The organism is Filimonas lacunae, from assembly GCF_002355595.1.
Lineage (GTDB): Bacteria > Bacteroidota > Bacteroidia > Chitinophagales > Chitinophagaceae > Filimonas > Filimonas lacunae.
This window is the reverse complement of sequence record NZ_AP017422.1, coordinates 5,757,035-5,782,591: the sequence shown is the minus strand read 5'-3', so window position 1 is coordinate 5,782,591 and position 25,557 is coordinate 5,757,035. Positions and strand designations below refer to the sequence as shown.

Genomic DNA, 25,557 nt, shown 5'->3' with positions numbered 1-25,557 from the left:
GCAAAAGCGGCCTGGCATTTTTGTGTGAAGTAACAAAGGTTAATGTCTGCCCCTGTTACCGCCACCGCTATTGGTTCGTCCGCCGCCCCTGTTGTTATTGTTCTGCTGGGGGCGCGTGGTATTAGCCGGACGATTGTTGTTATTGTTGCCAGCCGGGCGTGTGCCTGTGGCAGGACGTGTTCCCGTTGCCGGGCGCGTACCTGTCTGGCCATTAGCCGGACGGTTATTGTTTCCAGCCGGGCGGGTTCCGGTATTATTGTTACGGTTACCGTTGTTGGATGGCCTGTTGGTAGTAGCCGGGCGGTTGCCGCCAGCCCTGTTACCATTGTTATAGTTGTTATTAGGGCGGCCACCTGCATTGTTTGCCGGACGGCCGTTGTTTCCACCTCTGCCATAATTAGGCCTGTAAGTGGCCGGGCGGCTGGGGCTGTTCCTGTAATTATTCACTACTACACGGTTGTGGTTAATAACAGTAACGGAAGTTACGCGCATGGGGCGGTAAATGGTACGGGCTACCGGCACGCGGCGGGCGCGTACAATAGCATATCCCGGACGATACCGGTACCATACAGGATGGTAAGCATACCAGGGCATAGGTCTCCAGGGACGCCACCAGGCAGGGTAGGTGTGCCAGGTGCAGGGCGATACATAAGGCCGGTAAGCAGGTGCATACACAAACTGCACACAAGGCCATAGCCATACGTTTACTACAATGCCTATAGGGTTATAAGGTGCAAAAGATACGTTAGGGCCATGCGTGCTGCTGTAGGCGGGATTGTCGTTAAAGGCAGTGCCATCATCCTGTGGCTCCACCGTTACGCTATCCCCATAAATATCTTCGTCACCGGTTATCTGTACTACGGCATTGCTGGTGCTGGTGCGGCCCAGTTCAATTACGGCAATGTCCTGGCTTTCGGTAGCCGATATCAGCGCCTGTAAAATAAAGGCATGGCTGTTGTCCTGGCTTTTATTAATCACACGTATGTAATCAATATTGCCATCATTGTTTAAGTCAAGATTGTTTACACCATTGTCCTGCGTGTTCAGCAGTTTTTCCAGTTCTTCAGGGCTGCCGGCCTTCTTAAACATAGCCAGCGCGCCTTCCAGGCTGAAATTGTCGCCTGGTAACCCGGTAGAGTCGGTGGCTTCGGTAGTATCCTGCGCCAGCACAGGAAATGTATAAAGCAGGCAGGCTATTAATAGCGTTGCTGCTGTACGGAGTGTAACCATAAAATGGAATTTGAGTACAATTTATTGCTAATGATTGTATTGGCAAAGGGGATGCCATTGTTTGGCGGGGCTTTTACCTTGTTTACAGGAATGCTTTTTGTAGGTTGTCGGTATGGCAAAAAGTAATATCGGTAAAAGCAATGCTTCCATTTACAGCGCCCTGGCGGCTAACCTGCTGATAGCCATTACCAAGTTTATAGCGGGAGGGTTTACCAACAGCTCATCTATGATTTCGGAAGGCATTCACTCCGTGGTAGATACTACCAACCAGGTGTTACTGTTATATGGTTTAAAAAGAAGCCGTAAACCTCCGGATTCCTCCCGTCCCTTTGGCTATGGCAAAGAGTTATATTTCTGGTCGTTCATCGTTTCCATACTCATTTTTGGTTTTGGGGGCGGAGTGTCTATCGTACAGGGGATTAGTCACATCCGCCATGCGCAGGAACCGGGTAAACCCACCTGGAACTATATTGTATTAGGCTTATCGGTAGTGTTCGAAGGCACTTCGCTGCTTATTGCCAATAAAGAATTTAATAAAGCCCGGGGCAATACCGGCTGGTGGGAAGCGGTGATAAAAAGTAAAGACCCTTCCAGCTTTCTGGTATTGTTTGAAGATGGGGCTGCGGTAATGGGGTTAACGATTGTATTCGTGTTTATGCTGATAGGGCATCAGTATCAACTGCCCTGGATGGATGGGGTGGCTTCAGTGCTGGTGGGTTGCCTGCTGGTGGTGGTATCGCTGATACTGGCCCGCGAAAGCCGCAGTTTGCTGATGGGGGAGGGCATTGCGCCTAAAACACAGGTGCTTATACGGCAGCTGGCCGAGAAGGATGCGGCTGTGATAAAAGTGATCAATGTGCTATCTACCTACCAGTCGCCCGAAGAAGTATTGCTGATGCTGATAGTGGCTTTTGAACCCGAACTGGAAACGGAAGATATTACCCTGGCCATTGATCGCATTCGCAAGGCGGTTAAAGACCAGTTTCCGCTGGTGCGTTTTGTAATTGTGCAACCACAAACTTATCCGCTTACCGATGCTGCAGCCGGGCATTCGTTGTAAACATTACCCGGAAACGTGTTATTTTGCGGAACAACACATTATATCATGGCAGGGGCAATAAAAATTAACCCTTTTTCTAAGGTCAATAACGACACCGGCTTTAGCACTAAAGCACCTGTAAACGGAGTGCGTTTCTTAAACCAGGACGGCACTTTTAATGTGCAAAAAACAGGGCTGTCTTTTTTTCAGCGTTTCAGTTTGTTTCATGCCATGCTGCAATTGCCGTTGTGGCAGTTTCTGGGTCTGTTGCTGGCTGTGTTTTTAGGGGTAAACCTGTTATACACCTTTGTATATTGCTGGATAGGCGCGCAGCAATTTACCGGTATTATAGGAAAAAACAGCTGGCAGGTGTTTAAAGAAATATACTTTTTCAGCTGTGAAACCTTTACCACGGTAGGCTATGGCCGGGTAAACCCTGTAGGCGATGGGGCCAACCTGCTGGCTTCTATTGAAGCCATGACGGGCTTTTTGTCTTTTGCCCTGGCTACCGGTTTAATCTTTGGCCGCTTTGCCCGTCCGCGTGCGCATTTACTGTTTAGCAATCATGCGGTTATTGCACCTTACCGGAGCGGTAATGGCCTGATGTTCCGTTTTGCCTGCTATAAGCAACACCATATACTTACCGATGTTTCTATACGGGTAAACCTGGCTATGCTGGTGCAGAAAGACGGTAAAATGATGTATGAGTATTTTCAGCTGCCATTAGAACGCAGTAAGGTAGATAACCTGCCTATGAACTGGACGGTAGTGCATCCTATTGACGAAGAAAGTCCGTTGCTGGGCCTTAGCAGACAGGATTTGCAGGATGCCGATGTAGAGATCTATGTAATGGTAAGGGGCTTTAATGATGTGTATGCCAACACTACCGTACAACGTACTTCTTATACCTTTAACGAAATACATTTTAATCGTGCATTTACGCCTATGTTTGAAGATACACCTGCAGGCACGGTGCTGGAACTGGATAAAATAAGCAAGTCAAAACCACTTTCCTAACCTGATCGCATACTATGGGAAAAAAACAACCATCCATTAGCGTTACAGTAGATGCCATTGTGTTTGGATATGAGAAGAATGAAGGGGTTTCGGTGCTGCTGATTAAAAGAAAATACGAACCGTTTAAAGATAGTTGGGCTTTGCCCGGTGGCTTTGTGCAGGAAGAAGAATCGTTGGAAACAGCGGTGAAAAGGGAGCTGCAGGAAGAAACCGGTATTAAAGTGAATTACCTGGAGCAGCTGTATACTTTTGGCGCACCGCAACGCGATCCGCGCCAGCGCATTATTTCGGTGGCCTATTGGGCCCTGGTAAAAACATCCCTGTTTGTAGAGCTGAAAGCTGATACCGATGCCAGCCAGGTGCAATGGTTTAATATAGAAAAACTGCCCAAACTGGGATTTGACCATAAATTAATACTGGACAAGGCCATACAACGCATACGTGCCAAGGTGCGTTACGAACCCGTTGGTTTTGAGTTACTTGATAAAAAGTTTTCGTTTGCCGACCTCGAAAAACTGTACATGTCGTTTTTGGGGCGGGATATTGACCGCCGCAACTTCCGCAAAAAAATGATGGGTCTTAAAATGCTGGACGAGTTAGACGAATGGTCTAAATCGGAAGGTGCAGGCCGCCCCAGCAAGATGTTTCGCTTCAATAAAGCCCGCTATGAACAGTTGCAGAAAGAGGGCATTTTGTTTGAAATATGATTGTTTGCGTAAAAATGACGCAAAATATTTGGTTCGTATTTTAAAACACTTTTATATTTGCGTATAAACAACGCAAAATGAAAGTTTCAGGCGTCATCATAGCAAGGTTTCAGACACCCTATCTCCACGAAGGACATCATCATCTGATTCAGTCGGTACAGGCCTTACACCACCGTACCATTATTATACTGGGCACATCTGCCGTAAAGTGCAGCAAGCGCAACCCGTTCGATTTTTATACCCGCGAACGGATGCTGAAAGCAGCGTATCCTGCCATACCGGTATTGCCTTTAAGCGATTGTGCCAGCGACAAGGTATGGTCGGCCAAACTGGACGATATACTGGAAACCACTTTTCCTGGTGAAAGCTTTGTTTTATACGGTAGCAGGGATTGTTTTTCAGATTTCTACTCCGGTAAATGGAAAACTGATATATTGCCGCCGGTAGGAAGTTTTAACGCTACGGAAGTAAGAGAACACCATAGTGATGAAGTGCTGGATTCGAAAGATTTCAGAATGGGCATCAACTACGCCTGCTACAGCCGCTATAATACGGTGTATCCTACAGTGGATATTGCCCTGTTCAGCAACGATAACACCCGTTTGCTGCTGGGTAAAAAGCCCAACGAAGATACCTGGCGTTTACCCGGTGGTTTTGCCGATACTACCGATAACAGTTATGAAGAAGCTGCACAGCGCGAACTGAGTGAAGAGTGTGGCGAGCTTACCACCACGGCCATGAAGTATATGGGTAGCCGTAAAATGGACGACTGGCGTTACCGGGGGGAAAGTGATAAGATTATGACGCTGCTGTTTACCACCCAACTGGTGGCAGGCGAACCGGTAGCCAAAGACGATCTGGCGCAACTGGGATGGTTTGAGGTAGCGGCATTGCCAGCGATGTTAGAAGCACAACAAATAAATGAAGTTCATATACCCTTAATTCAAATGATTCTTAACCACTTAAATAACTAGTTATGAAAACCGATAACATTATACTCTTAGCCGACGCTTATAAATATTCTCACCATAAATTATACTATCCCGGCACCACCAAAATTTATTCTTACCTCGAAAGCAGGGGCGGTGCTTTTGGCGATACAGTATTCTTCGGTTTACAATACATTCTGAAAAACTACCTGGCCGGCCAGGTAATAACCAAAGAAGGAGTAGACGAAGCAGAAGTTTTATTGAATAGCATTTTTGGTAGAAGCGATGTGTTTGACAGAAGCAAGTTTGATTACATCATTGAAAAATACAACGGCCGTTTACCCGTAACCATCAAAGCGGTGAAAGAGGGCGCCATTGTACCGGTGAAAAACGTGCTGATGACCATTGAAAACAACGATCCGGAACTCTACTGGTTAACCAACTTTCTGGAAACATTGTTAATGCAGGTATGGTATCCTTCTACCGTAGCTACTTTATCCAACCATATACACCGTATAGTAGAAATGTATTATGCCGAAACTGCCAGCGAAGCAGCACATGCGGGTATTGATTTTGTGCTTAACGATTTTGGTTTCAGAGGAGCCAGTTCTACAGAAAGCGCGGGTATTGGCGGTATGGCCCACCTGTTAAGCTTTAAAGGTAGTGATACCGTACTGGCTCCTGTATATGCACAACGTTATTACAATGCCAGCGGATTTCTGGCGGCTTCTGTACCTGCTACCGAACACTCTATTATGACACTGCGTGGTGCAGAAGGGGAGCTGGATGTGTTTCGTCATATACTGGAAGCGTATCCTACCGGTATAGTTTCTGTAGTATCTGATTCATTTGACATATTCAAAGCCTGTAGCGAGTATTGGGGTGGTGCTTTAAAAGAAACCATCTTAAACAGGAAAGGTACCCTGGTTATCAGACCTGACTCCGGCGATCCGGTATATACTCTACTGCGTGTGTTTGAAATTTTGTTTGAACGTTTTGGTTATACCATCAATGAAAAAGGTTACCGCGTATTACCTCCACAGGTAAGGGTAATTCAGGGGGATGGTATTAACATCGATAGCATACGCACCATTTACAGCGCTTTAAAATTAAATGGCATTTCTGCCGAAAACCTGGTACTGGGTATGGGCGGTGCGTTATTACAAAAGCTGGACAGGGACACTCAGAAGTACGCTATTAAATGTGCCTATGCCGAGGTGAATGGCCAGAAAACAAATGTGCAGAAAAATCCTTTGGAAATAAATGGTAAAGGCCAGCTGGTACAATCCTTTAAAACTTCTAAGTCGGGCCGTTTGCAACTGGTGAAAGCCGGTAACAGCTACCAGACCGTAGCAGAAGATGTAGCCGGTGATAATGGCGAACTGATCACTGTGTTTGAAAATGGGGAACTGGTGAATGAACAAAGCTTTGCAGAGATACAGGCCAGGATAGTGAGTCATGTAGCAGAACAGAATACAGAAGTGGTAAGTTAATAGAAGCGTATGCAAGCAGAAGAACGGAAGCAGGCAGGTATTACCGCCATCGAAAATATCATAGCCAGCTATGCGGAAAATGTATACCGTATACAGGTGGCTTCTGTTCAACGTGTGGGAGGATATTCCAATCAAAATTACCGTGTAGTGTCTGTGGATAACAGGCACTACATTGCACGTTTAGCCCGCCGTAACCGAACGGAAGAAAGCTGCGTGGCCGAAGAGTACTTGCTGCGTAGCCTGGCCAAACAGCGGCCGCAGCTGGCCCCTGTGCTGGTGCGGTTACCATCGGGGAGCGCATTGGTAGATATAGCAGGAAACGAGTGCTGGCAATACCTGCACCTGTTTCATGCCATACCTGGCACTATTGATGGTTTATGGTGGCAGCAATGTAGTATTGACAAACTGGAGCAGTTATTTGAACAGCTGGCAGTATTACATCAGCAAATGAATGGCATTATGCCCCTGACTATATGGGAGCCGGTTATGCGCCGGTATCCTTTACCCGAAACAGCCCCGGCAGTGCTGGCCGCTACCGCCACCGGTAGTTACGTGATACACGAATGGCAGCAGTTTTTACAGGGCGCTACGCAAATTCAGCAGGATATGGAAGCGGTGTTTCCCTGGCATAAAGCGCGTTATCAATGGATACATGGCGATGTGCAGATGGAGAATGTATTGTTTAACGAGGGGGGGCTTACTTCTTTTCTCGATTTTGAATGGGTGAGTTGGGATGCCTGCGAAAAAGATGTGATTTTATCGGCATTCCGCACCTGTAAGGAAGGCAGGCAGGACGATTTTTTCCGTTACGATGATACGCGCCTGCAGGTGGCATTGGATGCCTACCGCCGGGAGAACCCGGATTTGTGTGAGGAGTTTTTTACTGCTTTCGATACATTATGGAAACCGTTCTTTTGCTTAGATCAGGCCATGCTGTACCTGGTAAATGCCTTTGATGGCATATGGGAATTACAGCCGGGTATTGGCTTTTTGCCCTGCTTTGATGAAGTAGTGCAATACCGTTCGCCTTTATAAGCAAAGAACAGCAAAACAAAACCTATGTGTAAAAGAGCGTTGTTGGCATTTAACTGGCGCAAGCTAACGCGGGCGCACCTCAATTGCATACAGCAACAGGCATTGTTGTATGACGAGCTGGTGCTGGTAATGCCTGATGCGGCCGGCTTATCTACAGATAACACCTACAGCTGTGGTCAATGGATGACGCATTTGCATCACTGGCTGCAACAACATATTTCCATTCCTTTTTACTTACTGCCCATACCCGGTAAAGGGGTTGAACCGGTACTGAGCTGGTTACGCTGGCGCATATTGTGTCCGGCATTTCAACAGGTGATAACAGACGAAACTACCTGGCATGCGCAAATGGAAACAGTGTTGCGCACACCGGTTACCGTAATAGAAGCAGGTAACGATGTGCTGCCGGTGACAGCAGCATTACCTTGCCGCAGGGGTTTGTTTATCACCCGTGCACAACCCTTTCATAATGGGCATCTCGCCTATATTCAGCAAATGCAGCAGGAGGTCGATGAACTGATAGTGGTAATAGCTATGGCCAACCGGTCGCACCAGCAGCATGATATAGCTACCGGCGGCGAAAGACTGGCGATGGTAAAGCCTGTGTTACAGCAGGTGGCGCCCGGCCGTTACTACCTGGTGGCTTTACCTTACAGCGATTTTGCTATGGAAAACCTGTACGAACTGGAATACCTGTTGCCTGCATTTGATACGGTATATACTGTTAACCCCAGTGTGATAGTGATGGCACAAACGGCAGGGTACGCTACCAAAGGGCTGGACGCACGGATAACGGTAAGCAGTACTTTGATACGCAATTGCATGATACAGCACCAGCCTTATGCCGGTTACGTGCCGCAAAGCGTACATGACTATATAGAACAACAGGGCATTGCAGCCCGGCTGCGACAATTACAGGAAAAAGAAAACAGGGGATAGATGTGTGGTATAGGCGGTATATTATATTCAACAGGTACGCGTAATCTGCTGCAACAGCAAATAACGCAACTGGCAGTCCGGCAACAACATCGTGGTCCGGATGGGGAAGGTTTGTGGCTACAGTCACCGCATGCGTTGTGTCATCAGCGTTTATCGCTGGTAGATGAAAAAGGGAGCGCACAACCTTTTGCCGATGCCAGTGGGAGGTATATGCTGGTGTATAATGGAGAAGTATATAATTACCAGGAACTGCGGCGCGAGCTGCAACCCTATTACCGCTTTACTACCGAAGGAGATACCGAAGTAGTGCTGGCTGCCTGGCTGATATGGGGCGTGTCATGTGTACAGCGTTTTACAGGCATGTTTGCCTTTTTAATATGGGATACGGTTACCGAAACTGCCTTTGCAGCCAGAGATGCCGTGGGGGTAAAACCTTTTGTATATACGGTGCAGCAGCAAACATTCCTGTTTGCATCGGAGGTAAAAGCCTTGCTGGCTGTGATAAGTACACCGGCTATCAATGAATATGCTTTGGCAGAATATGTAATAGCGCCTTACTTAAGTGGTGATGGAGAAGCGATACACAATGGCATTTGTTATTTACAACCCGGCACGTATTTGCAAATAAGCAGGGGGGCAGTTACCACGCACAGCTGGTATCGCTTTGGATGGCAGCAACAGCAACAACCCGAAGAAGTGCTGACAGCACAGATGGCTGATGCCCTGGCGCAAAGTGTGGCTATGAGCCTGCGTGCCGATGTGCCGGTAGGTTTGTTTTTTAGTGGTGGGCTGGATTCTTCTTTACTGGGGGCTATTGCTGCAGAGCAGGCAGCTTACAAGCCCACTGCCTATACCATTACTTTTCAGCAGCACCACGATATTCAATTCGATGCCACCACTATTGTCAATGCCGATGACCTGCCCTATGCGCAAAAGCTGGCCCATACGCTGCAACTGCCTTTTCACCGGGTAGAAGCCCGGCACAGGTCTTTAGCCGGTAGCCTGCAATTGCTGGCGCAGATCAACGATCGCATACCTGCCTGGGAACAGGAATTTTCGCAACACTTTTTATCCATCGCCGCTGCTAAAAAAGTAAAAGCGGTGATGGTGGGCGATGCCGCAGATGAAATCAATTACGGTTATTTTTTCCTGTTAAAAGATACGGTCAATACCAGCCCCTTAGGTTTACTGAACCTGTTTGGGGGCACAGAACGCCTGGGCTTGTTATCGCCGCGCCTGCAACGTCTGCAACCGCTGGAATATCTGAACCACACCTACAGGCAACTGGCCGCAGAAGCGGGGTACGATTTTGCCAGGGGTGGAGAAGAAAGTGTGCTGGCTATGAGCACGCTGGTGCACAGGCGCTGGCTGCAACGGTTGTTGCATAACGGCGATATACATACCATGCACGCCGGACTGGAAGCACGGGTGCCGTTTGCCAACAGGGAAGTGCTTACGGTGGCATCGCAGGTGTTGCCCCGTTATGGTTTTAAAGCCGGCATGGAAAAGTATGTAGTAAGAACGGCGGCGTTGGGATGGCTGGATAAAGCATATGCCTGGCGCAAAAAATCGGCCCTGCCACGCGATCCGCGTTTGGGTAAAGGTTACCAGCAGGTGTTACATACCCTGTTACAGCAGCGCAACGATTTTGTAGATGCCTGTTTGCATCGCCCGGCGCTGGAAGCCTTGTGTCAGTTGCCAACTGTAACAGAAAATGAAAGGATGATGCTTTTTAATATGATTTGTTTAATCAACTGGTCTAAAGTATATGCAAACTAAAAAGATATTGATAGTTACTATTCCGGAGAAAGGACATATTAACCCGATGATTGGCATTGCCCAGCATTTACAGCAGGCCGGGTTTGAACTGGCATTTTTTGCACAGGTAGATATCTCTGACCAGTTGCAGGCCGCAGGTTTGCACCAGCAGGTGTTTTACGATACCACTGTAGTGAATGTAAGCGAAGGTTTTATTACCAAAGGCAAAGCCTTTGTAGAGCAACTGGCCGATATAGCCTGGTTGCGTAACTGGATTAAAACTTTACTGATAGATGCGGTGCCTGCACAGGTGCAACGGATACAGCAGGCGGTGGATGCGTTTGAGCCGGATATTATTGTTACCGATCCTATGGTGTATGCCGCTGCTATAGTAGCTAACCGTGCAGGTATTCCCTGGGCAGGCGTTTCTTCTTCCTTAAATCCTGTTACCCCCGATGGCTGGCAGTGCGAGCTGACGGATACGCTGGATGACCTGGATTACCTGCGGCAGGAGCTGATGACTACACCAGACTGGCAACCACAATTTAAAGTAAGCGATGTAATATCGCCCTGGCTCAATATCGTGTTTACGGTAGAGGAATATGTGTCGCGCCGTTTTAGCAGGAATGATTTTTCTTTTTACGTAGGAAATAGCTTCCCCGCCGGAAAAAGAGGGGACGAAGCTGATTTTCCTTTTGAAAAATTACTGCCCGGCACACAGAAAATATATATGTCAATGGGAAGCCAGATTTATTATCACCCGCAGTTATTCCGGGCAGTAGCAGAAGCCTTGTATGATGAAGATATACAACTGATATTTTCTATTAATGAATTGTATTATACCGATTTTGTAAACAGCCTGCCGGATAATGTTATAGCCGTGCCGTATGCGCCGCAGTTACAGGTGTTACAGCACGTGCAGCTGTTAATTACACATGGCGGTGCTAACTCGGTAATGGAAGGATTGGCCAATGGGGTGCCTGTGGCAGTGCTACCTATTTGTAACGACCAGTTTTTGCAGGCAAAATTTATTGAGCATGCAGGTGTGGGGGTAGTGCTGGACCCTGCACAGCCTTCCCCATCGGTGTACCGGCAACAGCTGTTGCCTTTATTGCATAATGGTGCGGCTGAAAAAGAGCGTGCCCGTTTGGCAGGAGAAGCGTTTCGGCAAAAAGGTGGCGCTGCGGAAGCGGCACAACTGATCATTCAATTATATAACACCCGTAAACCATTAACACCTTGTGACTAAACTATTATTTATATCGCCCCACCTGGATGATGTGGTGTTAAGCTGTGGTGCTTATATAGCAAGTGTGGCAGGCACTACAGCAGCCGTAACCATTGCCAGTGTGTTTACCAGTTCGGGAGAGCAGGATGATGCCGTAGTAAATGCCTTGTATGAAGTACGGAGAAATGATGATATTCGTGCCGCCGCTTTATTAGGCGCTACTGCTATACACCTCGGTTTTGCAGATGCGCCTTTGCGCAACAGTCACTATCATAATTTTAATACCTTATTGTTTCATCACCAGTTGCCCGAACAGGAGCTGCCGGTAGCGGAACGCATAGCTGCCCGGTTGCAATCGCTGGTGCAAACCCTGCAGCCCGATGTGGTATATTTTCCATTAGGCGTAGGCGGACATATTGATCACCAGGTAGTCTATGCCAGCAGCAAAATGATCACACATGCCACTATACGCTGGTATGAAGATTTGCCTTATGCCTGGCTACCAGGTTGGAGCATGGTGCGTATGACGCAATTACAAGGTGTGCCGGATACAGCCACCGCGTACGGAAGTTTTGAAGCGCCTGCTGTTACTGCTTCCACATTGCGCTTTATTACCAGTTATATCAGTTCGGAAGAAGATAAAGCACGTAGCTATGCTATGTGGCAGCACGAATGGGGACTGTTGCGACAGCCTTATCAACATGTGTTGCAATGGCAATTACCTGATGGGATGTATGCCAGGCAGGCGCATAGTATGCCGCTGCACAGTGTGTTGGCCAAGGCGGATGCCATCAGTTGCTACGATACCGAATGGCCTGCTTTGTTTGGAGAAGAGAAGCAGGATATTGAAAAAACGTTGCTTGCCGCTATACATGATAACCAATACCAGGAATTATTCTGGTGCAAAACCGAATAACTATGTTATACGTATCCGATGAAAACCAATACCAGGCCTTATTGCAACAGCAGCTGTGCGCCGTAAAAGTTACTTATGCAGGCGATCGTTTTGTAGATGCCTGGGTAACAGAACAGGCGGGCGTTGCAGAAACTGCCAGCATTCATAATGTATCGCTATCTGTTACCGCTAATGGGGTTTCGGGTGTTATCAGTTTGCCTTTATCCACCGGTGCAGAGGATATGGAAAAGGTGGTGATGCAGGCTTACCTGGCGGTGTTCAGCGCTATGGAAGCCTATAGCGCCTACACCATTATCCGCTTCTGGAATTATTTGCCTGCTATAGTTTCCCGTGTAAACGAAACAGAAACGGTATATCATTGGTTTAATGCCGGCCGCCAGGCTGCTTTTAAAACTTACTATGGTGAAAGGATGGGGGCTATGCCTGTGCCGGCCGCCAGTGCAGTAGGGGTAGCGGGCAATGTGCTTACGGTAACGTTTATGGCGGTGACCACGCCATTGGTGCAGATTGAGAATAAAGACCAGGTGCCTGCCTTTCAATACTCCAGCCGGTATGGCCAGGTGGCTCCTTTTTTTAGCCGGGGTGTTGTTTTTAATAACCAGGGGCAACGCCTGTTGCTTTCGTCCGGAACAGCCAGTATTAAAGGCGAGCATTCATTACATGAAGGGGATGTACACGATCAGTTATATGAAAGCATACACAACCTGCGCATATTGGGTAGCCAGTTTAATTTAAAGCAGTATAACATCCATTACGGTTTTGCACTGGAAGACATCGTGCACATGCGTGTATATTATAAGCACGAGCACGACAGGGCTTTCCTGGAAAGGTTTGTTCCGCGCTTTTTATCGCCTGCCTGCGTGGTAAGTTTTGTGCAGGCCGCTATTTGCCGCGAAGAGTTGCTGGTAGAGCTGGAAGCGTTGTATGTGAAAAAAGGAGAAACGGAACAGGGAGTTACACCCAAGTATGTGTTAGAAGGCGATCTTATTCGCACAGAATCGTTTGAGGTGCATGTGGCGGAGCATTGCAATTTAAAATGCCGCGATTGCTGTAATATTTCACCCTTCAACGCCAAAAAGTTTATGAGCATTGAAGAGATCACCAACATCTGTGCGTTTGTAAAAACGCACCTGCGGCCCGATGTGTTTAAGGTAGCAGGCGGCGAGCCTACCTTGCATCCGCAGTTGGATGAGCTGTTACTGGTGATAAAATCTTCGGGCGCTGCACCGGTGGTAAGGGTGGTTTCTAATGGTTTGCTGCTGCATCGTATGTCTAACGTGTTCTGGGAGAACATAGATCAATTGACGATTTCTCATTATATCAGTGCGCCTATGAAGGCTAACCTGCTGCAACAGGTAAAAGACAAGGCGCGGGAATACGAGGTAGTATTAAATATTAAATATGTTGAACAGTTTAATGAAATATTTGTTGAAGATGCCATCACTGACAAAGAAAGAGTTCAGGAAATATATAATGATTGCTGGATGCGGCATCGTTGCCTGATTGTGCGCAATGGCACTTTTTATAAGTGTACCCGTGCGTCATATATGAATGAATTTTTGCACATGAAGAATAAGCCTGTGCAAACAACGTCTTCTACCTACTCAGAAGAAGATGGCATACCCGTGAATGATCCTGCTTTTGCTGCAAAGGCATTAGAATATCTGAATGCTGCTGTACCATTGCAGTCGTGCGAATACTGTCTGGGCGTATCGGGAAATTTGCGGGAGAACATACAAATGAAAAGTATTAAATAGATAATTGATTATATTAGCGATATGCAAAGTAAAAAACGCGTATCGATTGCAGACATAGCACGCCAGCTGAATATTTCAGTTACCACCGTATCTTTTATTTTGAATGGCAAGGCTAAAGAAATGCGTATCAGCGATGCCCTTACTAAAAAAGTGGAAGACCTGGTGCAGCAAACCAACTACCAGCCTAACGTATTGGCTAAAAGCTTTCGCACCGGTAAAACCAATACCATAGGCTTGTTGGTGGAAGATATCTCTAACCCGTTTTTTGCACATATAGCACGGCAGATAGAAGACAATGCCTACCAACGCGGATATAAAATTATTTACGGCAGCACAGAAGATAACCTGGAAAAAACCAGGGAATTGATTACCATGTTTGCCGACAGGCATGTAGATGGCTATATCATCACCGCACCAGAAGGCATCGATAACGAAGTGAAGGATCTGCTGGAGATGAAGAAGCCTGTGATATTGTTTGACAGGTATTATCCCGGCCTGGAAACCAATTATATTGGTGTTGATAATTATAAAGGTACATATGATGGTATTGTGCATTTAATAGAGAACGGCTATAAAAACATTGTGCTGGTCACTACCACTTCTCAGCAATCGCAAATGACCGAACGTCAGGCGGGTTATCATATGGCACTGGATCAGTATGGACTGGAATCTTACACCCATAAAATTGCTTATGTAGATAAGCAGTCGGCGGTAGTGAAAAAACAGATTGCAGATTTTATGTCTGCACAGCCCCAAACTGATGCTGTTTTCTTTGCCACCAACTACCTGCTGGCATGTGGCCTGGAAGTGTTTAAGCAAATAGGTCTGAAAGTAGGGGAGGATGTGGCAGTGGTATCCTTTGATGATCATGAATTTTTTGGACTGTTCACGCCTTCTATCACCGCAGTGGCGCAGCCTGTGCAGGACATAGCCCACCAGGCCATAAACCTGTTGCTGAACGAATTGCAGCCCACCGGCGCTCCCAGCCAGAAAAAGTTTATACAACTGCCTGCCCACCTGGTAGTGCGGGAATCTTCTGCCGCGAAAAGAAGGGGGGCTTAACGCTTGTTTTAACATGTATATTTGTGCAATACTTACCTAAACTATTTCCCCCAATGAAACGGAAAGGTTGCCTGCTGCTACATGTATTGCTTTGCTTGTTTACGGCTGCTGTTGCGCAGCAAAAAGTAAAAACAGTTTATACTATTACCCAATTTGGCGCTAAAGGCGATGGCCTGACGGTGAATACCGCTGCCATACAGGCTGCTATTAACAAAGCCGCAGCTGCGGGCGGTGGTAGGGTGCTGGTGCCTGCCGGGCGTTTTGTAACAGGTTCCCTCCAATTAAAAAGTAATACAGAGCTGCACCTGGCGCAAAATGCTGTTTTAATGGGAAGTGTTAACCGGTTGGATTATGGGAACAACGTTCCACTTTTTTATAAAAAAGACGATTTTCGCACGGCTATTATTGCTGATGATGTTACCCGCTTATCGCTTACCGGTGTGCAGGTATTATCCGGCAAAGCGGCACCCGCTATCGTGTTTCGTAAAAGCGAAAAGCCGGTGCTGAACAATATACAGCTGCCGGTAACCGGTGAAAACGCCATCCAATATCTTCCATAAAAACGGGATTGATGAAACCAGTAATAAAACGATTATTTGCCGCTCTTGTAGGTGTATCGGTATGCAGTTTAGTAGTGAAAGCCCAGCAGGATACACTTTGGAAGTATGTACAGCCACTGGCTGGCACTGCAGGTAGTACTACCCCTGCGGCTGTAAAGCATGGCGAAGGCACGGAAAAAAATGCCAATACCATACCGGCGGTAGGAATGCCTTTTGCCATGACGCAATGGACCCCTCAAACACAGTTAACAGAACAGAAATGTGTGCCGCCCTATTTTTATAAAGACAAAGTGTTAACCGGCTTCCGGGGCACGCATTGGTTAAGTGGTTCATGTACCCAGGATTACGGAAGCTTTACCGTTATGCCGGTTACCGGAAAACTGCAAACCCAGCCGGCGCAATATGGCGCCGCTTTTTCGCATGAGCAGGAAATAACCACGCCGGCTTATTACCGCTTGCAGCTACCTGCAGTTATTACAGAAATCACCGCAACAGAGCGTTGTGGTATTATGCAGTTTACCTTACTGCAAAACGATAGCCTATACCTGTTGGTAACACCTAACAGCGATAAAGATAAAGGCTTTATAAAGGTGAATGCCCAAACCGGCGAAATATGGGGCTACAACCCTGCCCATCGTATTTACCAGGGCTGGGGCGAGTCCGCCGGCTTTAACGGTTATTTTTATATCAAAGCAGAAAAGACCGCTACAGTAGCCGGTACCTTTTCCGGCGCTACCCTGTTTACAACAGATAGCCTGCAAAACAAACCCAGCCTGGGGGCTTATATCGGTTTTGCTTTGCAGAAAGGAGAGCAGTTGCGCATTCGCGTAGGCACTTCTTTCACCAGTTTGCAGGCTGCCCAAAAGAACCTGCAGCAAGAGATACCCGCTTTCGCTTTTGCTACGGTATTAAAACAGGCGCAGCAAACCTGGCAGAAGGCTTTATCGCAAATAACCGTAAGCACGGCTAACGAAAAAGATAAGCGCATCTTTTATACGGCTATGTATCATGCCATGCAGCACCCGCGCCTGTTTAGCGATATAGATGGTACGTACCCTGTGTTTGCCGGTAACTACCAGTTAAAGCAAATGAAGAACGGGCATTATTACGATGATTTTTCTATGTGGGATATCTACCGTGCGCAACTGCCTTTGCTGGAAATACTGGAACCTGTGCGGGTGAACGATTTTGTGCGTTCGCTGGTGGATAAAGGAACCAATGGTGGCTGGTTGCCTGTTTTTCCTTGCTGGAACAGTTATACCGCTGCTATGATAGGCGACCACAGTACCGCTTTTATTGCTTCGGCCTGGGCCAAGGGTATTCGTAATTATGATGTGCAGGAAGCGTACCGCTTAATGCGTCAGAATGCTTTTACTGAGGCATCCGGTGCCGACTATAAGAATGGCAAGGGACGCAGGGCTTTAACTTCTTACCTGCGTTATGGATATATACCTATTGAAGACAGTGTACCGGAAGCGTTTCATAAGAAAGAACAGGTGAGCCGTACATTGGAATATGCGTATGACGATTATGCTTTATCGGTAGTGGCTAAAGGGCTGGGTAAAACCAGGGATTACCAGCTATTGAATGCCCGTGCAGCCAATTATAAAAATGTATTGGATACCAGTGTGGGCATGGTGCGTGCGCGTTATGCCAATGGCAGCTGGTACCAGCCCTTTCGTCCTGATGTGCGGGAGTTTTACATTACCGAAGGAACGCCCAGGCAGTATACTTTTTATGTGCCGCAGCAGGTGCCCGAACTGGCAAAGCTGATGGGTGGAAAGACGCAACTGGAAAAAGCACTGGATAGCCTGTTTGAAAAAGGGGAGTACTGGCATGGTAACGAACCGGGGCATCAGATCCCTTTTATGTATAACTATACTAATGCACCCTGGAAAACCCAGCGGCAGGTAAGGCAGATTTTAAACGATGAGTATTCAGATGGCCCTGGTGGATTGAGTGGTAATGATGATGCCGGCCAGATGAGCGCCTGGTACATTTTTGGAGCTATTGGTTTTTACCCGGTAGATCCGGTGTCGGGTCAATATCAATTATGTGCTCCCATTTTTGATACAGCCGTATTGCAATTACCCGGTAACAAGCGGGTGACCATACGGGTAAGTAAACAAAGCGCAAGTGCTGCCTATATAGCATCGGTACGGTGGAATGGGAAGCCTGTTGCCACGCGATATATTACCCATGCTATGCTACAGCAGGGGGGCGTGTTGAGTATTGCTTTGCGTGATACGCCTTTGTCGGCACATTAATACTGTCGGTCTGATTGTATACCATTATATAGTAGAATTGCAGCAACTTGTAGCTGCCATTTTTTACTGGCCCTGTTGTTTCCACGAACGGATAAAGCTGGCATAGCTTTCTCCTACGGGAAGCTCGGTGCCGGAGGTGAGTTTTATCTTTTTGTGTAAGATGGCCTGTATCTCATTCACGGCTACTATATAGCTGCGGTGAATGCGCTGAAACAATTGTTCGGGTAGTTTCTCCAGCACTTTTTTCAGCGGTAACAGCGTCATAATGGGTTTGCTGTTTTTGATATGGATGCGTATATAGTCCTGAACACTTTCTATATATTCAATATCCACATAGTTAATTTTCACCATGTTGTATTCAGCATACACCATCAGCGAGCCTTCCGGTAAGGAAGGCTTTTGTTGTTTTAGCCGGTGCATGTCAATGGCTTTGGTAATGGCTTTTTCAAAGCGCTCAAAAGCAATGGGTTTTAACAGGTAATCCACTGCGTTCATTTCAAAACCTTCAAAAGCAAATTCCTTATAAGCGGTGGTGAATATAAATAAAGGTTTGTGCTGCAACGATTGAATCAGCTGTATACCGGTGATAGCCGGCATTTGTATATCTATCAGGATAAGATCGATATTACCGGTGGTTCTGATAAACTCACTGGCCGAAACGGCATCTTCAAAAGCAGCTACCAGCTCCATTTCGTTTATCCGTTCTGCAAAGTCGCGGATCACCTCCAGTGCCAGTGGTTCGTCGTCAATAGCAATGCATCGCAACGGCATAGTTATTTTTTATAGCTCACTAAATGTACAAAAAAGGCCTACTGTAACGCCAGGGTAAGGTTTACCGTAAAATATCCCTCCTGGTTGCTGATGGCTATCGTATGTTTACCATTGTATAAATGCGTTAGCCTTTTTTGTGTATTGGCAATACCTATGCCTGTGCTTTCTTCGGGATGTATGTTAATAAAGGCCCGGTTACGGCAAAGCAAGGTGATTACGTCCTTTTCTATAGATATCTCTATTTGTATAATTGATGCCTCTTGTTTGCTGATGCCATATTTAAAAGCATTTTCTATATAGGTCATCATAATCAGCGGGGCTATTAAATGACTGCCTGCCTGCCCGTTGATGGTGAACGCCACCTGGGTTTTAGCGCCCAGCCTCAGTTGTTGAATAGCAATAAAATCGGCTATACATTCCAGTTCGTTTTGCAAAGGCACATAATCTCGATGGGCTTCGTTGGTGATATAGCGCATTATTTTAGCCAGCTTTAAAATAGAATCGGCTGCTTCGGGGCTGGTTTTAATGGTAAGCGCATAGATGTTGTTGAGGGTATTGAACAGGAAGTGCGGGTTAATTTGTGCTTTTAAAAACGAAAGCTCAGCACTGGCTTTATCCGCTTCGGCACGGGCTTCGCGCTCGGTAGCTGTTTTCCAGTTGTCGGTTATTTTAATGCCCCAGCTTAAAATCAATAACAGGAAATACAATATCAGGCTCATGATATCGAATATAGGGGCATGGTGCGGCATGTTGCCGCCGCGTGGGCCTATGGGGCCGGGTGGTGGCGGCTCGCCTGGAAAAGGCATAGGGCCTGGGGTGGGTGCAGCGGCAGTTCGTGAAAAGTGCGATACCAGGTGATCGAACGGGCGCAGGTAGTAAATGGCCACCAGCAGCAGCACTATAGCTGCACCATACACAATGGGTTGTTTTCGCTGTTGAGCCAACGGAATCAACACATACGAATGGATATAGAATACGGCTATATAGGTGCAGGCAAACGCCCAGTAAGGAGTGGAAAATACCAGTGTAGCCAGGGAAACGCTATCGTTTTGCCCGCTGATAAACAGCAAAGGCAGGTATAAAAACACCAGCCAGCCGGTAATATGTGCCAGCACTGTTGCAATTCTTGTTTTCATGGATGTAGGCCTAATAAGGTTGTAAATTAGGAGTTTGCCTCGTAACAACGCATATAATCAATTGTTAAGTACGTTTTGTGCGGGAAATTAGGTTTATTTGTGTGCTTATAACGCAAAGAGTAATGAAAGCATTTCAATCATACAAGAATCCTTCCTTAGCAGTTGACCTGGTGGTTTTTGGGTATCACGAAAATGAATTATCTGTGTTGCTGCTGAACAGGAATGCCGAACCTTTTGCCAACACCTGGGTGCTGCCCGGGGCGTTTGTGCAAATGGACGAAACATTTTTGCAAACCTGCTCACGGGTGTTGCAAACCAAGCTGGGCATGGATAATGTATACCTGGAACAATTGTATTCTTTCGATAATCCCGACCGCGATCCAAGGGGGCGGGCTATTTCGGTAGCTTATTATGCATTGGTGAACCCGCACAAGTTTACCGTTACTGCCGGGCAAATGGCGAACGATGTGGTCTGGTTTCCGGTAAAAAAGATACCGGCATTGGGCTTTGATCATAAAGAGATCTTTAAAATGGCTTTGCAGCGCCTGCAGTCTAAAATATTATACATGCCTATAGGCTTTGAGCTATTGGATGAATTATTTACCATGACAGAGTTGCACGAGCTGTATGAATGCATACTGGATATTACTATCGATCGCCGCAACTTCCGCAGAAAGATCCTCGATTCGGAATACATCATTAACACCGGTACCAAGCGCGATGGATTACAGAACAGGCATCCTGACCTGTACCGGTTTAATAAAAAGCTCAAAAAAAATCAGTTTCAATTAAGTGTAGGTATATAATTACGGTTATGGCAGTATATGTAATAGGAGATATTCATGGTGCTTATAAAGCACTGGTACAATTGATAGAACGCATACAACCTAAGAAAGAAGAAGACCGGTTGATTTTTTTAGGGGATTATGTAGATGGCTGGTCCGAATCGGCAGAAGTGATAGCCTACCTGATGCAGCTGGACAGGGACTATAGCTGCACTTTTATCAAAGGCAACCACGATGCCTGGTGCGAGCAGTGGCTACATGGTGCATTGCCCGATAGTTACTGGCAAATGAATGGTGGCGTGGCTACGGTAACCAGCTATGAAAAAGTCGCTGCCGAAGAGTGGCCCATACACCTGGCTTTTTTTAACCGCATGCAACACTACTTCGTTGATGAACAGAACCGTCTTTTTATACATGCTGGTTTTGCTTCTATGCACGGCCCGGAAAAAGAACATTACAGCACCAATTACTACTGGGACAGAACCCTGTGGGAAATGGCGTTGGTAATGGACAAGCGTATTCAAACGCATTCTAACCTGTATCCTAAAAGATTAAAGATTTTTCATGAAATATACATTGGGCATACGCCTACGCTCAACTATGATGTAGAAGAGCCGATGAATGCCTGCAATGTGTGGAATATAGATACGGGAGCTGCTTATTACGGTAAGTTGTCGGCTATGGATATTGATACCAAACAGGTATGGCAAAGTGATCCGGTGCCAACCTTGTATCCGAACGAAAACGGACGGAATAAATACTAAATCTTGTAATCGTTAATGCAATTGTTAACGATGACGAGATTCCTGATTTTATAGGCAGAATTGTCCATTTTTATCTGAAAAAGTAAAGATGCGGATACTATTCTTCACCATACTATTGCTTACCGGTTATCCCCGGCTGGCTGCACAGGCGGCTGATAGTGTTGTATATCATCATAACCCTGCTTTTGAGGGCTGGTATGCCGATCCGGAAGGAGCGGTGTTTCAGCACCAGTATTGGATTTACCCTACTTTTTCTGCTTTGTACGAAGATCAGGTGTTTTTTGATGCCTTTTCTTCGCCCGACCTGGTGCATTGGACAAAGCATTCCCACGTATTAGACACACAGCATGTACACTGGGCTAACAAGGCCATGTGGGCGCCGGCCGTGGTGCAGAAAGGCGAAAAATATTATTTCTTTTTCAGCGCCAACGATGTGCATGCCGGAGAAGTAGGCGGTATTGGCGTAGCTGTGGCAGACAAACCATCCGGCCCGTTTACCGATTACCTGGGTAAGCCATTAATAGATACCATTGTAAATGGGGCGCAACCTATTGATCAATTTGTGTTTAAAAATGCTGACGGGCATTATTATATGTTCTATGGCGGATGGCAGCATTGTAACGTGGTACGATTGAAAGATGATTTTACAGGACTGGAGCCTTTGCCGGATGGTAGCCTGTTTAAAGAGGTAACGCCGCAAGGGTATGTGGAGGGGCCTTTTATGTTTGTGCGTAATAACAAGTATTATTTTATGTGGAGTGAAGGCGGCTGGGGCGGTCCGGATTACCGGGTGGCCTATGCTATCTCCGATTCGCCTTTTGGTCCTTTTCAGCGCATAGGGGTGGTGTTGCAGCAAGACCCAAAGGTGGCCACCAGTGCAGGGCATCATTCCGTAATACAGGTGCCGGGTAAAGATGAATGGTATATCGTATACCACCGCCGTCCGCTGGGCGATAAACACCGCGACCACCGGGAAACCTGTATTGAGGTGATGCGGTTTGACGACAAGGGATTGATACTGCCGGTGGTGATTACGAAAGAGGGAGTTGCGCCAAAACCGCTACCTTTAAGGTAGAATTCCGGGTGTATGGAGCAATTACGTCAGTTTGAAATCAAGAAATTAGGATATACCGATATAGACAGCAACAATATTGAAGAAGGTAAGCTGGCTTCCTATCACGACTTTATTAAAATCATCTTTTTAAAAGCAGGCGGTTCTATCCAGGTGGACTTTAAAGCCTACCATCTGGAGCAGGACGCCTTATTTTTTGTGCAGGGTGGCCAATGGTACCAGTTTGACGAAGCGCTTTGCAACGGGGCCATGTTGTTTTATAATAAAGACTTTTATTGCGTGGAAATGCACGATGCCGAAGTGGCCTGTGATGGCATTTTATTCCATAATATATATGAGATACCTGTAGTGTACCTGGATGCAGCGCAAAGCGCTTTAATGCAGGGTATTTTTACAGAAATAAAAACCGAGATGCAACAGGAGGAAAGCGGCATGGAAGAAATGCTGCGCATCCTGTTAAAGCAAATCATTATCCGCTCCACCCGTTTGTGGAAGCAGGCGCACCAGGTAGCAAGCCTGGAAAACCGGCAGGAGGTAGAGTTTGCCCGTCGCTTTAGCCAGCTGGTAGAAGCACACTATATTACCCGCCATAGCGTAGCAGATTATGCGGCGTTATTAAATATGACGCCTAAAGCATTGCAGAAACGCATTGCCAAATACAGCAAAGACACGCCTAACGATATTATTAAAGATCGCATTATACTGGAAGCGAAACGCCTGCTGGCGCATACCGAGCTTAGTGTAAAAGAAGTGGGTTATAAGTTAGGTTATGATGATCCTGCTTATTTTATACGCTTGTTCACCAACCATGTAGAGGTGTCACCACAGCATTTTCGTAAATCTTATCAGAGTTCCGGGGTATAAATAGCGAAGGGGGGAAAAGTACAACGGAAGTAGCCATTCATACATTGTACAGGGGCAGCGGCTCAGCTAGTTTTGTGTTATCAAATCAATGACATACAAACTAAATGATACGCAAAATGAAAAAGCTTTTATTGTCTACTGTGATAGCTTCTGCTTTAGTTACTGCCAACGCACAAACAGTAACACCTTCTAATCCGGCTACTGATCCTGCTATTGAAAGCAACACCAAAGCCTTCTTAAATGTATTGAACTCCGGCACTGGTAAGCCGATGGAACAAATGACGCCAACAGAAGCCAGGGCTGTATTGGTGGGCGCACAAAACTCTGTGAAAGTAGATTTGTCGGGCATTACGGTAACGGAAAAAACAATTACAGAAGACGGACTGACAGTGAAACTGCACATCGTTCGTCCTGCTAATAATAATGGTGTACTTCCTGTATTCATGTTCTTTCATGGTGGTGGCTGGGTACTGGGCGACTTTCCTACCCACCAGCGTTTAGTACGTGATCTGGTTGTGAATTCGGGTGCTGTTGCGGTGTTTGTAGATTATACACCTTCACCGGAAGCACATTACCCGGTAGCTATTAACCAGGCTTATGCTGCTACTAAATGGGTTGCTGCACATGGTAAAGAAATTAATGTAGATAGTAAAAGACTGGCGGTAGCAGGTAACAGCGTAGGTGGTAATATGGCTGCTGTAGTAGCGCTGATGGCGAAAGATAAAAAAGGCCCTGAAATTAAATTACAAGTGCTGTTATGGCCTGTAACAGATGCCAGCTTTGAAACCGGCTCTTACTATCAGTTTGCTACCGGTCGCTTTTTAACCCGTAACATGATGATATGGTTTTGGGATAATTACACCACTGATACGGCGCAGCGTAAAGAAATTTATGCTTCTCCTTTACAGGCTACTGCTGAACAATTAAAAGGTTTACCTCCTGCTTTGGTAGAAGTTGCTGAGAATGATGTACTGCGTGACGAAGGCGAAGCTTATGCCCGCAAAATGGATGCTGCTGGTGTACCTGTTACCTTAGTACGCAACCAGGGTATGATTCACGACTGGGGTTTATTAAATCCTTTAGCACAAGTACCAGGCACACACGCTGTATTGTTGCAAGCGGCTGCTGAAATAAAAAGAAGTTTAAAATAGGGGTTTGGGGTGCATACACACAAAAGGCTGTCTTGTAAAAGACGGCCTTTTTCTTTGTTAATAGCGTTGTATAAAAGCATAAGCCATCTTATTACAGATGGCTTATGCTTTTATCAATAAAATTTTTTATGCGGGTAAGCTTACTCTATCGTTTGCAGGTACATTGTTCTTTCTGTAACTGCTGGGGTTTTGCTCTGTTTTCTTTTTAAAGAATTTAGATAAGTGGCTTTCATCTGTAAAGCCGAATTCGCTGGCTATTTGCTTTAAGGTTAATCCGCCATTGGTAAAGCGTTTCTCTATCAGGCGCGTGCGGTAATTGTTCAGGTACTCCTTATAACTCATGTCGAAGTTTCTTTTGAAGTAAGCGCTGAAATAATTAGGGGCAATATTAAAGTGTGCCGCTATTTGTTTTACCTGCACGGTATGGGGTTCGTATATATGCTGGTGTATGTAGGATAACAGCTTTTCTTTATCAGGCAGGCTGTTATTCAGGTGTACATCCATTTTTACCAGTCCTTCTCTTACCAGTCCGAATATGGATAGTATCTGGAAGAACATGATAGCAGAGCTGCCCACATCTTTACGGCAGTTATACGCGACTATATTGTCAATGGTATTTTTTAAAATGCTTCTGCATGGTTCGTTAAACTGCAGTTTCATTTCTTTCAGCAATTTGTGTTGCATCACTGCTTCGGGGCGCATATGTGTCCACGCAGTGGGAGCCAGGTAATTGTTATTGCTGAAATAATCGTCGGTAAACTTGATATAAGTAAAACGGGTACTCTTCTCTATTTCAAAGTAGTGCTCATCTTCCGGGGATAACAAAAAAATATCGCCTTCTTTATAAGGTAACTGGTTGTTGTTGAGGTGATGAATGCCACAGCCGTTGTGAATGTAAATGATCTCGTAATAGGTGTGGCTGTGTACCGGCAGATGAAACTCTGCTTCTTCAAAGTCGTGAATTGCAAGGGGTTCGAATTGTTTTAGCCTGGTCATGTTATAAAAATACAAGTTTATGTGGGCAAAATACAAGGTGCGCCCCTGCGGGCAGCGCTAATTTTAACATTGGGCAGCGCG

General features: G+C 46.3%; 23 protein-coding genes. 19 read left to right on the top strand and 4 right to left on the bottom strand.

Annotation, left to right across the window (positions count from 1 at the left end):
• Window positions 1–39 precede the first annotated feature (39 nt).
• The gene (locus FLA_RS22815; RefSeq protein WP_076374690.1) at window positions 40–1,230 is read right to left on the bottom strand and encodes a hypothetical protein; all 1,191 of its coding nucleotides are present in this window, start codon (window positions 1,228–1,230) and stop codon (window positions 40–42) included.
• Between the two features lie 112 nt (window positions 1,231–1,342).
• Between FLA_RS22815 and FLA_RS22810 the strand changes: the two genes are divergently transcribed.
• The 14 genes from FLA_RS22810 to FLA_RS22745 all read left to right on the top strand — a co-directional run bounded on the left by FLA_RS22810 (window position 1,343) and on the right by FLA_RS22745 (window position 17,937).
• Window positions 1,343–2,290 carry a cation diffusion facilitator family transporter gene (locus tag FLA_RS22810; RefSeq protein WP_076374688.1) on the top strand — a complete coding sequence of 316 codons (948 nt, stop codon included), beginning with the start codon at window positions 1,343–1,345 and terminating at the stop codon, window positions 2,288–2,290.
• Window positions 2,291–2,335: 45 nt separating this feature from the next.
• Window positions 2,336–3,286, top strand: coding sequence for an ion channel (locus FLA_RS22805; RefSeq protein WP_076374686.1), 951 nt, complete (start codon window positions 2,336–2,338; stop codon window positions 3,284–3,286).
• 14 nt (window positions 3,287–3,300) lie between these two features.
• Window positions 3,301–3,993, top strand: a complete 693-nt coding sequence (locus tag FLA_RS22800) for an NUDIX hydrolase (RefSeq protein WP_076374684.1) — start codon at window positions 3,301–3,303, stop codon at window positions 3,991–3,993.
• A gap of 77 nt (window positions 3,994–4,070) precedes the next feature.
• On the top strand, window positions 4,071–4,967 hold the full coding sequence (locus FLA_RS22795) for an NUDIX domain-containing protein (protein WP_084205964.1): 897 nt from the start codon (window positions 4,071–4,073) through the stop codon (window positions 4,965–4,967).
• Window positions 4,968–4,969: 2 nt separating this feature from the next.
• A complete protein-coding gene (locus tag FLA_RS22790) occupies window positions 4,970–6,415 on the top strand; it encodes a nicotinate phosphoribosyltransferase (RefSeq protein WP_076374682.1) in 1,446 nt (481 codons plus the stop codon).
• Between the two features lie 9 nt (window positions 6,416–6,424).
• Window positions 6,425–7,450 (top strand): phosphotransferase, encoded by a 1,026-nt coding sequence (locus FLA_RS22785; RefSeq protein ID WP_076374680.1) that lies wholly within the window; start codon window positions 6,425–6,427, stop codon window positions 7,448–7,450.
• Between the two features lie 24 nt (window positions 7,451–7,474).
• Complete coding sequence (locus FLA_RS22780; RefSeq protein ID WP_076374678.1) at window positions 7,475–8,389, top strand: adenylyltransferase/cytidyltransferase family protein; 915 nt, start codon at window positions 7,475–7,477, stop codon at window positions 8,387–8,389.
• Complete coding sequence (gene asnB / locus FLA_RS22775) at window positions 8,390–10,168, top strand: asparagine synthase (glutamine-hydrolyzing) (RefSeq protein WP_076374675.1); 1,779 nt, start codon at window positions 8,390–8,392, stop codon at window positions 10,166–10,168. It abuts the gene before it with no gap.
• Entirely contained in the window at window positions 10,158–11,396 is a 1,239-nt protein-coding gene (locus FLA_RS22770) for a glycosyltransferase (protein ID WP_076374673.1), read from the top strand. Before asnB ends, FLA_RS22770 begins: the two co-directional genes overlap by 11 nt.
• On the top strand, window positions 11,389–12,291 hold the full coding sequence (locus FLA_RS22765) for a PIG-L deacetylase family protein (protein WP_076374671.1): 903 nt from the start codon (window positions 11,389–11,391) through the stop codon (window positions 12,289–12,291). Before FLA_RS22770 ends, FLA_RS22765 begins: the two co-directional genes overlap by 8 nt.
• Before the next feature lie 2 nt (window positions 12,292–12,293).
• A complete protein-coding gene (locus FLA_RS22760; RefSeq protein ID WP_076374669.1) occupies window positions 12,294–14,048 on the top strand; it encodes a chorismate transformation enzyme, FkbO/Hyg5 family in 1,755 nt (584 codons plus the stop codon).
• Between the two features lie 21 nt (window positions 14,049–14,069).
• Entirely contained in the window at window positions 14,070–15,110 is a 1,041-nt protein-coding gene (locus tag FLA_RS22755; RefSeq protein WP_076374667.1) for a LacI family DNA-binding transcriptional regulator, read from the top strand.
• Between the two features lie 53 nt (window positions 15,111–15,163).
• Window positions 15,164–15,670 carry a glycosyl hydrolase family 28-related protein gene (locus FLA_RS22750; protein ID WP_076374665.1) on the top strand — a complete coding sequence of 169 codons (507 nt, stop codon included), beginning with the start codon at window positions 15,164–15,166 and terminating at the stop codon, window positions 15,668–15,670.
• Window positions 15,671–15,681: 11 nt separating this feature from the next.
• Window positions 15,682–17,937: a GH92 family glycosyl hydrolase gene (locus tag FLA_RS22745; protein ID WP_076374663.1), complete on the top strand. Its 2,256-nt coding sequence runs from the start codon at window positions 15,682–15,684 to the stop codon at window positions 17,935–17,937.
• A 63-nt stretch (window positions 17,938–18,000) separates the two neighbouring features.
• Here FLA_RS22745 and FLA_RS22740 read toward each other — a convergent pair whose 3' ends face one another.
• Complete coding sequence (locus tag FLA_RS22740; RefSeq protein ID WP_076374661.1) at window positions 18,001–18,708, bottom strand: LytR/AlgR family response regulator transcription factor; 708 nt, start codon at window positions 18,706–18,708, stop codon at window positions 18,001–18,003.
• A gap of 38 nt (window positions 18,709–18,746) precedes the next feature.
• Window positions 18,747–19,844, bottom strand: coding sequence for a sensor histidine kinase (locus FLA_RS22735; RefSeq protein ID WP_076374659.1), 1,098 nt, complete (start codon window positions 19,842–19,844; stop codon window positions 18,747–18,749).
• A 122-nt stretch (window positions 19,845–19,966) separates the two neighbouring features.
• Between FLA_RS22735 and FLA_RS22730 the strand changes: the two genes are divergently transcribed.
• The 5 genes from FLA_RS22730 to FLA_RS22710 all read left to right on the top strand — a co-directional run bounded on the left by FLA_RS22730 (window position 19,967) and on the right by FLA_RS22710 (window position 24,480).
• On the top strand, window positions 19,967–20,650 hold the full coding sequence (locus FLA_RS22730; protein ID WP_076374657.1) for an NUDIX hydrolase: 684 nt from the start codon (window positions 19,967–19,969) through the stop codon (window positions 20,648–20,650).
• An 8-nt stretch (window positions 20,651–20,658) separates the two neighbouring features.
• On the top strand, window positions 20,659–21,393 hold the full coding sequence (locus FLA_RS22725) for a metallophosphoesterase family protein (protein WP_076374655.1): 735 nt from the start codon (window positions 20,659–20,661) through the stop codon (window positions 21,391–21,393).
• 88 nt (window positions 21,394–21,481) lie between these two features.
• Complete coding sequence (locus FLA_RS22720) at window positions 21,482–22,468, top strand: glycoside hydrolase family 43 protein (RefSeq protein WP_084205963.1); 987 nt, start codon at window positions 21,482–21,484, stop codon at window positions 22,466–22,468.
• Between the two features lie 12 nt (window positions 22,469–22,480).
• Complete coding sequence (locus FLA_RS22715; protein ID WP_076374651.1) at window positions 22,481–23,329, top strand: helix-turn-helix domain-containing protein; 849 nt, start codon at window positions 22,481–22,483, stop codon at window positions 23,327–23,329.
• Between the two features lie 116 nt (window positions 23,330–23,445).
• Window positions 23,446–24,480: an alpha/beta hydrolase gene (locus FLA_RS22710; RefSeq protein WP_076377226.1), complete on the top strand. Its 1,035-nt coding sequence runs from the start codon at window positions 23,446–23,448 to the stop codon at window positions 24,478–24,480.
• A gap of 126 nt (window positions 24,481–24,606) precedes the next feature.
• Here the strand turns inward: FLA_RS22710 and FLA_RS22705 are convergent, their stop codons facing one another.
• Window positions 24,607–25,476: an AraC family transcriptional regulator gene (locus FLA_RS22705; RefSeq protein ID WP_076374649.1), complete on the bottom strand. Its 870-nt coding sequence runs from the start codon at window positions 25,474–25,476 to the stop codon at window positions 24,607–24,609.
• Window positions 25,477–25,557 lie beyond the last annotated feature (81 nt).